General features: G+C 66.8%; 8 protein-coding genes. 1 reads left to right on the top strand and 7 read right to left on the bottom strand.

The window, feature by feature from the left end:
* Nucleotides 1-89 precede the first annotated feature (89 nt).
* The 6 genes from ACWCIA_RS12225 to ACWCIA_RS12200 form a co-directional block, all read right to left on the bottom strand.
* Nucleotides 90-1502, bottom strand: a complete 1413-nt coding sequence (locus tag ACWCIA_RS12225; RefSeq protein WP_454163599.1) for an efflux transporter outer membrane subunit — start codon at nucleotides 1500-1502, stop codon at nucleotides 90-92.
* A 7-nt stretch (nucleotides 1503-1509) separates the two neighbouring features.
* Nucleotides 1510-4809, bottom strand: a complete 3300-nt coding sequence (locus ACWCIA_RS12220; RefSeq protein ID WP_454163597.1) for an efflux RND transporter permease subunit — start codon at nucleotides 4807-4809, stop codon at nucleotides 1510-1512.
* A complete protein-coding gene (locus tag ACWCIA_RS12215) occupies nucleotides 4806-7904 on the bottom strand; it encodes a multidrug efflux RND transporter permease subunit (protein ID WP_454163595.1) in 3099 nt (1032 codons plus the stop codon). Before ACWCIA_RS12215 ends, ACWCIA_RS12220 begins: the two co-directional genes overlap by 4 nt.
* Before the next feature lie 28 nt (nucleotides 7905-7932).
* Complete coding sequence (locus tag ACWCIA_RS12210) at nucleotides 7933-9303, bottom strand: efflux RND transporter periplasmic adaptor subunit (protein ID WP_454163593.1); 1371 nt, start codon at nucleotides 9301-9303, stop codon at nucleotides 7933-7935.
* Between the two features lie 467 nt (nucleotides 9304-9770).
* Entirely contained in the window at nucleotides 9771-11627 is a 1857-nt protein-coding gene (gene sppA / locus ACWCIA_RS12205; RefSeq protein WP_454163591.1) for a signal peptide peptidase SppA, read from the bottom strand.
* Nucleotides 11628-11662: 35 nt separating this feature from the next.
* Entirely contained in the window at nucleotides 11663-13132 is a 1470-nt protein-coding gene (locus ACWCIA_RS12200) for a sodium:solute symporter (protein WP_454163589.1), read from the bottom strand.
* A gap of 266 nt (nucleotides 13133-13398) precedes the next feature.
* Here ACWCIA_RS12200 and ACWCIA_RS12195 point away from each other — a divergent pair, with 266 nt between their 5' ends.
* Nucleotides 13399-13968, top strand: a complete 570-nt coding sequence (locus ACWCIA_RS12195; RefSeq protein WP_454163588.1) for a PEP-CTERM sorting domain-containing protein — start codon at nucleotides 13399-13401, stop codon at nucleotides 13966-13968.
* 74 nt (nucleotides 13969-14042) lie between these two features.
* On the opposite strand, the gene ACWCIA_RS12190 is transcribed toward ACWCIA_RS12195, so the two are convergent.
* On the bottom strand, nucleotides 14043-14137 hold a 95-nt coding region (locus ACWCIA_RS12190; protein ID WP_454161710.1), incomplete at its 5' end, for an IS3 family transposase.

The raw sequence follows: 14137 nt of genomic DNA, 5'->3' as shown, positions 1-14137 counted from the left end.
ACCCGTCCGGCTGCAGTTACGCGACGGGTGCGCCGCGCAAGCCGGCGGGTCGAGCCGCCCACCCTACGGGCCGCAGCCTCCGGCCGAGGTCAAGGCTGGGCCCCAACCTGCCAGCCGCCGCCCAGCGACTGGATCAGGGCCACGGCCACCGTCTGCCGGTCGCTCTGCACCTGCACCAGCGAGCGGCGCGCATTGAGCGCCGTCACCTGCGCCTGCACCACCTCGGTATAGCCCACCTGCCCCGCGCGGTAGCGGTTCATGACCTGCTGCTCGACCAGGTCCGCCGCCTCGGAAGCCTGGCGGCGCAGTTCCTGCTGCTGGCCGAGGATGCGGGTGGCGCTCAACTGGTCCTCAACGTCGGCGAAGGCGGCCAGCACCGTCTGGCGGTAGCGCGCCACGGCTGCCTGGTGGCGCGCCTCGGCGCCCTGCACGCTGGCGCGGGTGGCGCCGGCGTTGAAGAGCGACTGCGCCGCCGACAGGCCGAAGGACCAGGCTGCGTTCGAGACCGAGAACAAATCACCCACGCGGCTGCCCGCCGTGCCCAGCGAGCCTGATAAGCCGATGTTGGGAAAATAGGCCGCGCGCGCGATGCCGATTTCCGCGTTGGCGGCGGCCACGTCGCGCTCGGCGGCGGCGATGTCGGGACGGCGCTGCAGCAGCGTGCTCGGCACGCCGACCGGGACCTCGGGGACAGTCACGCGCCATTCCTCGCGCGGCGCCAGCGCGAATTCGCCGGGTGCCTTGCCGACCAGGACCGCGATCGCATGCTCGAACTGGGCGCGCTGGCGGTCCAGCGAGAGGGCGTCGCCGCGGGCGCTGGCGAGCTGGGTCTGGGCCTGCAGCACGTCGGTGCGGGCGACGATCCCGACGTTGAAACGGTTCTGCGTGATCTGGAGTTCGCGCTCGTAGCCGGTGATCGTGCGTGCCAACAAGGCGCGCTGCGCGTCCAGGGCGCGCAGGCTGAAGTAGTTGGCGGCCAGTTCGCCCTGGGCCGACAGGCGGGCGCTGGCCAGGTCCGCCGCCGAGGCCTCGGCGCCGGCGCGGGCGCTGGTGACGCCGGCGCGCAGCCGGCCCCACACGTCCGGTTCCCAGCTGCCGCCAAGATTCAGGCGGTAGCTGCTGTCGGCGCCCTCCCCGCGCACGCCGGCACGGTCGCCGGAGAGGCCCAGCGAGACCGTCGGGAACAGCGCCGCGCGCTCCTGCGCGACCAGTGCGCGCGCCTGGGCGTAGTTGGCCACTGCCACGGCCACGTTCTGGTTCGACACCTCGACGCTCGCCGCCAGCTCGTTCAGGAGCGGATCCTCGAACAGCTGCCACCACGGCCCGCGCTCGAGCGCGTCCGCGGGCGCGGCAGGCACCCAGCCGGCGAGCTCCTTGAACGCTGCCGGCTCCGGCGTGCCGGGGCGCTGGTAGGCGGGGCCGACGGCGCAGCCGGCGAGGCTCAGGGCAAGCAGGAGCAAGGACAATCGGAAGGGCTTGGTGTTCTGCATAAGGGTACTCATCGCTTGTTTATTTGGACATGGCCGGTGCGGCCTCTTCGTCGAGGGGATGGCGCGCCAGTTCGCGCTCGCCCGGCGTCTTGCGGCGCAGTTTGTCGAGCAGGACGTAGACCACCGGCGTGGTCAGCAGGGTCAACACCTGGCTCGCGATCAGGCCGCCGATGATGGCGATGCCCAGCGGCTGGCGCAATTCGGAACCCTCGCCGAAGCCGATCGCGAGCGGTAGCGCGCCCAGGGCGGCGGCCAGCGTCGTCATCAGGATCGGGCGGAAGCGCAGCAGGCAGGCTTCGCGCACGGCCGCCAGGGCCGACACGTCCTTCGAGCGTTCGAGTTCGAGCGCGAAGTCGATGATCAGGATCGCGTTCTTCTTGACGATGCCGATCAGGAGGAACACGCCGATGAGCGCGATGATCGAGAACTCCATGTTGAACATGAGGAGCGCGAGCACCGCGCCCACGCCCGCCGACGGCAGCGTGGAGAGCACCGTGATCGGGTGGATCAGGCTTTCGTACAGGATGCCGAGGACGATGTAGATGACCACGATGGCGGCCAGGATCAGCAACGGCTGTTCCTTGTTCGACTCCTGGGCCGCGCGCGCCGTGCCCTCGAAGCTGCCGCGCACGTTGGACGGCATGGCGATGTCGGCCTCGGCCTGGCGCACGGCGGCCTGGCCGTCTTCCAGGTTGAAGCCTTCGGCGAGGTTGAAGGAGACGGTCGTCGCCAGCTCGCCGTCCTGGTGGTTGACGGAGGTCGGGGTCGAGCTTTCGGCGAAGCTGGCGATGGCGGACAGGGGCACCATGGTGGTGGCGCTGCTGGACAGGGCCGAGCCGCTCGACGCATCGCGGGTGGCGGTCAGGCTGGAGGCCGGGGCCGGCGTGCTGCCGCCGGTCGTGGCGCCGCTAGTGGAACCGGTCGTGGCCGATGCGGAGGACGCCGTGCCGCCGGTATTGCCGCCGCCGGTACTGTTACCGGTACTACGGGCCGGCACGTACACGTCGTTCAGCGCCACCGGCGACTGCGCATACTTCTGCGCCACGCCCATGATCACGTTGTACTGGTTCAGCTCATCGTAGATCTTGGCGACCTGGCGCTGGCCGAAGTTGTTGTAGAGCGCGTTGTTGACGTCGCGCGTGTTGATGCCCAGGCGCGCGGCGCTGTCCTTGTCGATGGTGACGAACATCTCGACGCCGTTCTCGGCCTGGTCGGTGTCGACGTCGACCAGCGCCCGCTGGCGCCGCATGGCGTCGGCCAGCTTCGTGGCCCACTCCTTCAGGTCTTCGCTGCTGTCGCTTTTGAGGGTGTACTGGTAGGTCGAATTGCTCGAACGCCCGCCCATGCGCAGGTCCTGCACCGGGTTCAGGAACATGCGCACGCCAGTGACTTTCTCCAGTTGCGGCCGCAGGCGCGCGATCACGGCCTGGCCCTTGTCGCTGCGCTCGGAAACGGGCTTGAGGTCGATGAACATGAAGCCGCCGCCGGCCCGCCCGCCGCCGGTGAACCCGACCACCGTATTGACCGCCGGATCGCGCCGGATGATATCGACGATCTGGCGCATCTTGCCCTGCATGGCCTGGAAGGAGATGCTCTGGTCGGCGCGGATGCCGCCGCTGATCTGGCCCGTGTCCTGCTGCGGGAAGAAGCCTTTCGGGATCGCCGTGAACAGGTAAACATTCAGGCCGATCACGAAGACGAACATCACCATCACCAGGCCCATGCTGCCCAGCGCCCAGTCGAGCGAGCGCTCGTAGCCGCGCAGCAGCCAGTTGAAGCCACCCTCGGCCCAGCGCGACAGGCGCCCCTGCGGACGCTCGATGGTGTGGCCCTTTTTCAGCAGCCAGGCGCACATCATCGGCGTCGTGGTCAGCGAGATCACGAGCGAGATCATCACGGCCGCCGACAGCGTGACCGCGAACTCGCGGAACAGGCGGCCCACCTGCCCGCCCATGAACAGCAGCGGAATGAAGACGGCCACCAGCGACAGGCTGATCGACAGCACGGTGAAACCGACTTCGCGCGCACCCAGCAGCGCGGCGGCCATGCGGTCCATGCCCGCTTCCACATGGCGCGCCGTATTCTCCAGCACCACGATGGCGTCGTCGACCACGAAGCCGGTGGCCACCGTCAACGCCATCAGCGATAGGTTGTTCAGCGAAAAGCCCAGCATCCACATGACGCCGAAGGTGCCCAGCAACGAGACCACAGTGGCCACCGCCGGGATGACGGTGGCGCGCGCGCTGCGCAGGAACACGCTCACCACCAGCACCACCAGCAGGATCGAGAGCATCAGCGTGAACTCGATCTCGTGCAGCGAGGAGCGGATGGAGTTGGTGCGGTCGGAGGCCACCTGCAATTTGATGTCGCCCGGCAGCTGGGCCTGGAGGGACGGCAGCAGCGCGCGCACGCCGTCGACCGTCTCGATGACGTTGGCCGCCGGCTGGCGCGTGACCAGCACCACCACCGCCGGTTCGCCGTTGAACAGGCCCAGGGTGTTGATGTTTTCCGGGCCGTCGATGACCTCGGCCACGTCCCGCAGGCGCACCGCGGCGCCATTGCGCCATGCGACCACCAGGCCGCGGTAGTCGGCGGCGGTGCGGCCATTCGTCGGGGTATCGGCCTGCGAATATATCTGCAGGCGGTTGCCGTTGCCCTCGATCGCGCCCTTCGGGCGGTTCGGATTGCTCGACTGGATGGCGGCGCGCACATCCTCGGCCGAGACGCCGAGCCGGTTCAGGGAGTAGGGATTGAGCTCGACGCGCACCGCCGGCAGCGAGCCGCCGCCGATCTCGACTTCGCCCACGCCCGGCACCTGGGCCAGGCGCTGCTGCACGATGTTCGAGACCGCGTTGTAGATCTGGCTGGGGCTGCGCGTCTGCGAGGTCAGCGCGAGGATGATGACCGGCGCATCGGACGGGTTGGCCTTGCGGTAGGTCGGGTTGCTGCGCAGCGTGGACGGCAGGTCGGCGCGCGCGGCGTTGATGGCGGCCTGCACTTCGCGCGCGGCCGAATCGATCTTGCGGTTCAGTTCGAACTGCAGGCTGACGCGGGTCGAGCCGCTGCCCGAGTTCGAGGTCATTTCGTTGACGCCGGCGATCACGCCCAGCCTTCGCTCGAGCGGCGTGGCGACGCTGCTGGCCATGGTCTCGGGGCTGGCGCCCGGCAGCGAGGCCGACACCGAGATCGTCGGGTAGTCGACCTGGGGCAGCGGCGACACCGGCAGCACGAAGAAGGCGGCGATGCCCGCCAGCGCCAGGCCGAGCGTCAGCAGGACCGTCGCGATCGGACGCCGCACGAATGGCGCGGACAGGTTCATGCGCCGACCTCGCGCGGCTTGGCCGGTGCCTTGCCGCTCCAGCGGCGTGCAGTGCGGTCAAAGGCCAGATAGATCACCGGCGTCGTGAACAGCGTCAGCAGCTGGCTGACGATCAGGCCGCCGAAGATGGCCAGGCCCAACGGACGGCGCAGCTCGGCGCCCTCGCCCCAGCCGAGCATCAGCGGCACGGCGGCGAAGAGCGCGGCCAGGGTCGTCATCAGGATCGGGCGGAAGCGCAGCAAGGCCGCCTGGCGGATCGCGTCGAGCGGCGCCATCCCCTGGTCGCGTTCGGCCTCGATGGCGAAGTCGATCATCATGATTGCGTTCTTCTTGACGATGCCGATCAGGAGGATGATGCCGATGATGCCGATCACGCCCAGCCCCTGCCCCGTGATCCACAAGGCGAGGAGCGCGCCGACGCCGGCCGAAGGCAGCGTGGACAAGATGGTCAGCGGGTGGATGTAGCTCTCGTAGAGCACGCCGAGCACGATGTACACGCAGACGACGGCGGCCAGGATCAGCCACAGCTGGTTCGACAGCGAGTTCTCGTAGGCGCCGGAAGCGCCGAGGAAGCTGAGCGTCACCGAAGGCGGCAGCTTGATGTCCTCGGCGGCGGCGCGGATCGCGTTCACCGCCTGGCCGAGCGAAGTGCCCGCGGCCGTGTCGAAGCCGATGGTGGTGGCCGGGTATTGCGCCACGTGGGTTACCTGCAGCGGCGCTTCTTCTTCGCGGATGGTGGCGACCGCCGACAGCGGCGTCGGCTGGCCGGAACTGGTGCGCAGCTGCAGGCGCCCAAGGCTGGCCAGCGACATTGCCTCGTCCTGTTGCGCTTCGAGGATGACGCGGTACTGGTTGGTCTCGGTGAAGATGGTCGAGACGATGCGCTGGCCGAACGCGCTGTAGAGGGCGTCGTCGATGCTCGATGCGGTCACGCCCAGGCGCGAGGCGGTGTCGCGGTCGATGTGGACCACGGCGGCCGCGCCGACGGCGCCGGCGTCGGTGGTCACGTTGCGCAGCTGCTCCTGCTGGGCCATGCGGGCGACCAGCTTTTTCGCCCAGGCGACCACGGTGGCGTTGTCGGCGCCCTCGAGCGAGACGCGGTACTGAGTCGGGCCGCTCTCGGCGTCGATCGTCAGGTCTTGCGTGGGCTGCAGGTAGAGGGTGATGCCGGCCACGTTCGCCACCCGGTTCTTCAGGCGCGTCATGATCTCGTCGACGTCGCTGTCGCGGTCCTGCTTCAGGTTGATCAGCATGGTGCCCGTGTGAAGCATCGTGTTGTTCGCGGCATCGACTCCAACATTGGAGGCCAAAGACTCCACTTCCGGATCCTGCAGGATGGCCCTGGCGGCGGCCTGCTGCATCTGGGCCATCGCGGAGTAGGAAATCGCCTGGCGCGCCTGTACCCGCGCCTGCAGCTGGCCCGTGTCCTGGGTCGGGAACAGGCCTTTCGGGATCACCACCCATAACAGCGCGGTGAGGGCCAGCGTGCCGAGGGCGACGATCAGGGTCAGGCCCTGGCGCGCCAGCACCCAGTCCAGGCCGCGGTCGTACTTGGCGATCACGCGATCGAAAAAGGCCTGGGTCTTGCGGGCCAGCTTGCCCGGCTTTTCCTCTTCATGGCTGCGCAGCCAGCGCGCCGACATCATCGGCACCAGGGTCAGCGACACCAGGCCGGAAATCAGGATCGTGATCGCCAGCGTGACGGCGAACTCGCGGAACAGGCGGCCGACGACGTCGCCCATGAACAGCAGCGGGATCAGCACCGCAATGAGGGAGACGGTGAGCGAGATGATGGTGAAGCCGATCTGCGCCGCGCCTTTTATCGCCGCCGCCATCGGCTTTTCGCCCTCTTCGATGTAGCGCGCGATGTTCTCGATCATGACGATCGCGTCGTCGACCACGAAGCCGGTCGCAATCGTCAGGGCCATCAGCGACAGGTTGTTCAGGCTGTAGCCGAGCAGGTACATGATGCCGAAGCTGCCGATCAGCGAGATCGGCACCGCCAGGCTGGCGATCACGGTCGCGCGCACGCTGTGCAGGAAGGCGAAGATCACCAGCACCACCAGCACCACGGCCAGCAGCAGTTCCAGCTGCACGTGGTGGACGGAAGCGCGGATGCCGGTGGTGCGGTCGCTCAGCACGTCCAGGCGCAGGGCGCTGGGCAAACCGGCCTGCAGTTCGGGGAGGCGTTCCTTGATGGCGTCGACGGTGGCGATCACGTTGGCACCCGGCTGGCGCTGGACGTTGAGGATGATCGCCGGCTTCAGGTTGGCCCAGGCGCCCAGGCGCACGTTCTCGGCGCTGTCGACGACCTGGGCGACGTTATCCAGGCGGACCGGCGCCCCATTCCGATAGGCGACGATCAGGTTCTTGTAGTCCTCGACGGTGACCAGCTGGTCGTTGGCATTGATGGCGTAGGCGCGCGTCGGGCCGTCGAAGCTGCCCTTGGCGCTGTTGGCGTTGGCGGCGGTGATCGCGGTACGCAGCGAGTCGAGGCCCAGTCCGTAGGAAGCCAGCGCTTCGGTATCGGCCTGGATGCGCACGGCGGGCCGCTGGCCGCCCGAGAGCGTCACCTGGCCCACGCCCGTCACCTGGCTGATCTTCAGTGCCAGGCGCGTGTTGACCAGGTTCTGGACCTCGGTCAGGGGCATGGTATCCGAGGTGATGGCCAGGGTCAGCACCGGCGCGTCGGCCGGGTTGACCTTGGCGTAGACCGGCGGCGCCGGCAGGTCGGCCGGCAGCAGCGAGCCGCCGGCATTGATCGCGGCCTGCACTTCCTGCTCGGCGACGTCCAGCGTCTGGCCGAGGCCGAACTGCAGCGTGATGACCGAGACCCCGGCGGCGCTGGTGGAACTCATGCGGCTCAAGCCCGACATCTGGCCGAACTGGCGCTCCAGCGGCGCCGTGACGGTGCGCGACATGACCTCGGGGCTGGCGCCCGGGTACAGGGTCTGCACCTGGATGGTCGGGAAGTCGACCTGGGGCAGCGCGGAGAGCGGCAGGAATTTGTAGCCGACCAGCCCGGCCAGCACGATGGCCAGCATCAGCAGGGCCGTGGCGACCGGACGGCGGATGAATGGGCCGGAGGGGCTCATGAAAGCACCTCGTACCCTGCGATGAACATCATTGCGGCGTCCCCTCGCGCTGGCGGCGTGGACGTTCGCCTTGCGTGCCCTCACCCTGCGCACCCTGGCGGCCCTGGCGTCCGCCCGCCCCACCCTGCGCCGGCCGGTCACCCGGCAAGGTCACCTTCGCCCCGTCCTTCAGGCGGTCGGCGCCTTCGGTGATCACGCGCTCGCCCGGCTTCAGGCCGGTCTTGACCTCGATCCGGTCGGCCGTCGCATGCCCGCGCGTGACCGGGCGCAGCGACACGGTGCGCGCCTGCTCGTTGAGCACGTAGACGAAGTCGCCGTCGGCGCCGTGGCGCAGGGCGTTCACGGGCACCACGACGGCGTCCTCGATCGTGCGCACCTGCAGGCGCAGGTTGACGAACTGGCTGGGGAACAGCTTGTTGTCGGCATTCTGGAAACGGGCCTTGGCGCGCACGGTGCCGGTCTGGGTGTCGACCTGGTTGTCGAGCGCGGCGAAGCGGCCGTTGGCGAGCACCGTGCTGCGCGTGCGGTCCAGGGCTTCGGCCGGCAGCTTCGCGTTCTCGGCGATGCGGCCTTGCAGTTCCGGCACCTGGTCCTGGGGCACGGCGAATTCGACGTCGATCGGCGAGAACTGGGTGATCACCGCGATGCCGTTGGCGTCGTTGCTGCCGACCAGGTTGCCGATGTCCACCGTGCGCAGGCCGACGCGGCCGGAGATCGGCGCCTTTACCTGCGTGTAGCCCAGGTTCAGGCGGGCCAGGTTCTCGGCCGCGGTATCGGTCTTGACGGTCGCCTGCAGCTGTTTCACCAGCGCGGCCTGGGTGTCGACTTCCTGGCGCGCGATCGAATCCTGCGCCAGCAGCGTCTGGTAGCGCGACAGCAGCAGGCGCGCGTTTTCGAGCTGGGCTTCGTCGCGCTGGCGCTGGCCGGTCGCCTGCAGGAGCGCGATTTCCGACTGGCGCGGATCGATGGTCGCCAGCACCTGCCCGGCACGCACGATCTGCCCTTCGGTGAAATTGATCTTTTGCAGGACGCCCGACACCTGGGGCCGCACGGTCGCCACCGCGGCCGGCGTCACCGTGCCGAGCGCCTCGAGCGTGACCGGGATATCGACCTGTTCGGCAGTGGCGACACCGACCGTCGTCGCCGGCCCGCCGCGCCCGCCGCGGCCTCCCCCGCCTCCTCCTCCGCCCGGACCGCCGCCGCCGCCGGGCCGCGCTCCCGCCGCCGCACCCGCCGCGCCCGGCCCGCCCGCGCCCTCGGGAGTGCGGTGGGTCAGGTACCAGGCCAGCGCCGCCAGAGCCGCCATCGCCAGCACCGCGACGATGCCGCCGACCCACTTGCCGCGGCGGCGCCCTGCTTCGGTGGTCGGAGGTTTTTTGGGAGTAACGGTGGAATCCATGCTCATCCTTGTTGTTCGAACTGCTGACAAATGCATAAGGTAATCAGCTTGGAATGTAGCACGCGAGTACAGGGAGATATGTTTCGTAACGTACATAGCACCAAGGCTAAGCGTGACGACTCCGGGTCATCCAAACGGCGTCTTTACACCGATTTACACCGTAGGGCGCAGAAGGTGGAACATGGATGAAAAAAGGGCGCCGGATCATCCGGCGCCCTTCCCTGTCGCTGCAAAAACTGTAACAGGCAGATACAAACCCGCTACATAACTTAACCCTCAGCTCAATCGCTCACGCATCCGTAGGGTGGACGGCTATGCCGCTCCGCGTAACTCAGACCCCCAGCCTGAGTTACTCCACGCGTCCAACCATCGTATGCAGATTCATGATTTCGGATAGCCCACGTGCGTAGAACGCGTGGACGGGAAACCCGTCCACCCTACAAATTAGCGATTGGCTGCATTTCTCCTCAAGGCAGCTCGCACAAGCAGTGCGTCACGGCCGCGAACGGCTTCTTGCCGTCGGCCAGCTCCGCGAGCCAGCCCAGGTCTTTCGCCACCTCGCCCACGGCGCCGGCGGGCAGCGCGTCGGGCAGCAGGCCCAGCTTGACCTGGATGTTGATCGCCTGCGCGTTTGAGACGCCCAGCAGCGAGACGAAACGCTCGAAGGCGGTGCCCGGACGCTCGACGTAGGCGACGCGGAAGTCGTCGCCCAGTTTCGCGCGCCTGGCCGCCGAACGCAGCGCGTCGCCGTAGCTGCCGAGGCGGTCGACCAGGCCGCGCTCCCTGGCCTGGGCGCCGGTCCAGACACGGCCCTGGCCGACTTCGTCGATCTTCGCCGGCGTGGTCTTGCGCGCGGCGGCGGCCTTGGTGGTGAACTCGCGGTAGACGTTGTTGATGCTGGACTGCACCAGCTGGCCGAAGCGCGGGTCGAGCGGGCGCAGCGGGTTGTAGGCGTCGGCCAGCCAGGTGGTGGTGACGCCGGCGGTGTTCACGCCCAGCTTGTCGGCCACGCGCTCGGCGGTCGGCAGGATCGCGAACACGCCGATCGAGCCGGTGATGGTGGACGGGTCGGCGATGACTTCGTCGGCCGCCATCGCGATCCAGTAGCCGCCCGAGGCCGCCACGCTGCCCATCGACACCACGACCGGCTTGCCGGCGGCGCGCGTCAGTTCCAGCTCGCGGCGGATGAGTTCCGAACCGTAGGCGCTGCCGCCGGGCGAATCGACGCGCAGCACGACGGCCTTGACGCTGTCGTCTTCGCGCGCGCGGCGGATCATGTTGGCGGTCGAGACGCCGCCGACCACGCCCGGGCCGCCCTGGCCTTCGGTGATTTCGCCGGCGGCCACGATCACCCCGACCGCGTCGCCGAAGGCTTTTTGCGGATTGCGCACGAGGTAGTCGCCGAACGCCACCTGGCGGAAGCTCTTGATCGACTCGTCATACGCGCCGCGCTTGACCATCATCGCGCGCACTTCGTCCTTGGTCTTGATGCCGTCGACCAGCCTGGCCTGCAGCGCCACCTGGGCCGCGTTGCCGCCGGTCGCTTCCATCAGCTGCGGCAACTGCTCGATGCTGCGCGCCACGGCGCCGGCCGGCAGCTTGCGGTTCTTCTCGACGGTCGCCGTGTAGTTCTGCCACAGCGCGCCGTACAGGAAGGCGTCCGCCTCGGTGGCGGCCTGCGAGGGGCCATTCGCGATGAAGGGCTCGGCAAAGCTTTTATAGGTGCCGACCTTCATCAGGTTGACCGTCACGCCGAGCTTGTCGAGCGCGTCGCGGTAGTAGTTCTTGCGGCGCCCGAAGCCTTCGATCAGCACCATGCCCATCGGGTGGACGTAGACTTCGCTGGCATGCGAGGCCAGCAGGTAGCGCTTCTGGTCGAAGCTGCCGCCCCAGGCGATGACCGGCTTGCCGGCCGCCTTCACGCGGTCGATCGCCGCGCCGACTTCGTGCAGCATCGCCATCCCGCCGCCGTCGAGCTCGTCGAGCAGCAGGTAGACGCTGCCGATGTTCTTGTCCTTGGCGGCCGCGTCGAGCACGACCAGCAGGTCGCGCAGCTCGACGGCGCGGCGCACTTCGCCGCCGACGTTGGCCAGCAGCGAATCGCGCAGCCCGCTGGTGTGCTCTTCCACCAGGTCGCCGCGCAGTTCCAGCACCAGCGAGGTCTTCTCGCCAAGCGGCTTGGCGCCGCCGCCGAAGATCGCCACCAGCAAGGCGATCACGATGATCAGGAACAGGACGTTCAGCACGAAGCGCCGGGTGGCGTCCAGGCCGCGCCAGAGCATGCCGATACCGCGGCGCAGGGAAGTCAGGGGCTTGAAGGACATCGAAACTCCACTCAGGAAGAGAAAGGCATGGAAAATCAGGCTGTGACGGTGAGCTTGCCTGCGTTCTCCTTGTGCGAGATCGCAAACAGGCCGGCGAATACGAGTATGCCATTGACCATCAGCAGTTCAAGCCCGAGACGGTAGCTTCCGAGCAAGTATTGCTGATTGAACTCAAGGAGGGCGCAAAGAATCGGCGCGCCGATCGTGACAAAAGGCACCAGCCTGTCGGTCAGTGTGCGGCGGGTCAGCATGCCGAAGGCGAACAGGCCCAGCAGCGGTCCATAGGTATAGGCAGCCAGTTTGAGGATCACGACGATCATGCTCGGCTCGTCGATCCACTTGAAGCCCAGCACCAGCAGCAGGAACAGCGCGGCGTAGCCGAGGTGGACACGGCGGCGCAGGACTTCCTTCTGTTCCTGCGACAGGTCGCCACGGCGCTGGATGCCCAGCAGGTCGATGCAGGTGGTCGAGGTCAGCGCGGTGATCGCACCGTCCGCGCTCGGGAACAGCGCCGACACCAGGGCGATCAGGAAGATGATCTGCACGGCGGCGGGCAAGTGTCCCATCACCACGGCCGGGAAGATCTTGTCACCCGTCTCCGCCACGCCGGCCAGCGGCGCGTACAGGTACAGCAGGCCGCCCAGGAACAGGAAGGACGAGAGCACGACGACCAGCACCGCGGTCAGGCTCAGCAGGTTTTTCTGCGAATCCCCGAGGGTCTTCACCGAAATGGTCTTCTGCATCATCTCCTGGTCCATGCCGGTCATGGTCAGCACGATGAAGATGCCGGCGACAAACTGCTTCCAGAAGAAGTTGGGGCTGTCGAAGTCCCAGGTGAAGATGCGCGCCAGGCCTTGCGACTGCATCGCGTCCAGGCTTTCCGGCACCGACATGCCCAGTTCGTTCAGCAGGAACCAGGCGCAGGCGAACAGGCCGAACAGCATGCAGCTCGTCTGCAGGGTGTCGGTCCAGACGATGGTCTTCACGCCGCCCTGGTAGGTGTACATCAGGATCATGGCCAGGATCACGAGCGTGGTGACCCAGAACGGGATGCCGAGGCTGTCGAGGATGATGGCCTGCAGGATGTTGACGACCAGGTAAAGCCGCGCGGTCGAGCCCAGCAGGCGCGAGACGATGAAGAAGCCCGCCCCGCTCTGGTAGGCGCGCCGGCCCAGGCGCACGTCCAGGTAATGGTAGATCGAGGTGAGTTTCAGGCGGTAATACAGCGGCAGCAGGATGTAGGCCACGGCGATGTAGCCGAACACGTAGCCGATCAGGATCTGGCCATAGCCGAAGGCATCCTTGCCGACCGCGCCAGGCACGCTGATGAAGGTCGCGCCGGAGAGCGTGGTGCCGACCATGCCGAAGGCGACCAGCATCCAGTTGCTGCTCTTGTTACCGATGAAGAAGCTGTCGTTGGTGGCGTTGCGCGAGGTGGCCCAGGCCACGCCGAGCAGCAGCGCGAAATAGGCGATGAGGATGCAAAAGAGAAGAACGGGGGACATGTGCTTTGTGGGTGTTGATGATTCGCCCAGCAATATACACGGAGAAGGCAGGGGGAGCCACCGCCAGGGCTGCGATCGTCCTTACGTGAAATGCGCACCAAAGGAGATCCCATTCAATCTGCCCCCATTAAAAATTTGTCGAATTTATTTACATTCCTTAATAACGATATCTAAATGAAAACATTCTAAACGCATACAATCAATAACTTGCAGAATCTGGCACGCTCCTTGCTTAACGGTATTTACACCCACCTGAAAGGACTACCATGCTGAAACGTGTTCTGATCGCTGCACTTGCCGCAACCGGTTTCGCAGCAGCCAATGCCATGGCCACCCCAACCGCAGACAGCTTCCTCGAGGCCTATGACAGTGACAGATCGGGCAAGGCTGCCGAAATCGCTTTGTTCGAAGATGCAACGGGACTCGATTTCAACAAGAAAGACCTGCGCAAAATCAGTGGCAATGGCGGCGCTACCTTCGACGAGGCAAGCCAGTTGTGGGTCATCGACATTGCGCCTTTCCAGCCTGGCTACTTCCTGCTGAAGTTTGGCGTAGGTCCCAACCTGAACACCAGTCTCAACAGCTACATCTTCAAAAATACCGCCGACATGACCCAGCTCGTCTGGAGCAACAGCCAGGTGAACTTCCTTACCGGCGGCGACTGCTCGCGCCGCAATGACGCTAGCTGCAACATCGGGCGCCTGAGTCATATCAGCTGGGTGCCGGGCATGGACGACGGCGGCGGCAATCCTGGCGGCGAAGTGCCGGAACCGGCCTCGCTGGCCCTGCTGGGCGTAGGCCTGGCTGGCCTGGCGCTGCGCCGCCGCCGCCGCTGATCACCGCGTCGGGAAGCACAAGAAAAACAAATGGCGCCCGCGTGAACTGACCCCGTAAAGTTGGACGGTTGGATCTAGTGAAGTGCTAAGGGCTGGGTTCTGTATTGGACAGGACTCAGCCCTTTTAGCTTCATCTTGATGCGGTCGTGATTATAGTAATGGATATACT

The organism is Massilia sp. SYSU DXS3249, from assembly GCF_053668055.1.
The sequence above is the reverse complement of the archived record's forward strand: the minus strand, read 5'-3'. Positions and strand labels throughout refer to the sequence as shown.

What these genes read in the sequence shown, in the direction of transcription:
- ACWCIA_RS12225 (WP_454163599.1), bottom strand. Translation starts at nt 1,502, where the DNA reads ATGAGTACCCTTATGCAGAACACCAAGCCCTTCCGATTGTCCTTGCTC.
- ACWCIA_RS12220 (WP_454163597.1), bottom strand. Translation starts at nt 4,809, where the DNA reads ATGAACCTGTCCGCGCCATTCGTGCGGCGTCCGATCGCGACGGTCCTG.
- ACWCIA_RS12215 (WP_454163595.1), bottom strand. Translation starts at nt 7,904, where the DNA reads ATGAGCCCCTCCGGCCCATTCATCCGCCGTCCGGTCGCCACGGCCCTG.
- ACWCIA_RS12210 (WP_454163593.1), bottom strand. Translation starts at nt 9,303, where the DNA reads ATGGATTCCACCGTTACTCCCAAAAAACCTCCGACCACCGAAGCAGGG.
- sppA (WP_454163591.1), bottom strand. Translation starts at nt 11,627, where the DNA reads ATGTCCTTCAAGCCCCTGACTTCCCTGCGCCGCGGTATCGGCATGCTC.
- ACWCIA_RS12200 (WP_454163589.1), bottom strand. Translation starts at nt 13,132, where the DNA reads ATGTCCCCCGTTCTTCTCTTTTGCATCCTCATCGCCTATTTCGCGCTG.
- ACWCIA_RS12195 (WP_454163588.1), top strand. Translation starts at nt 13,399, where the DNA reads ATGCTGAAACGTGTTCTGATCGCTGCACTTGCCGCAACCGGTTTCGCA.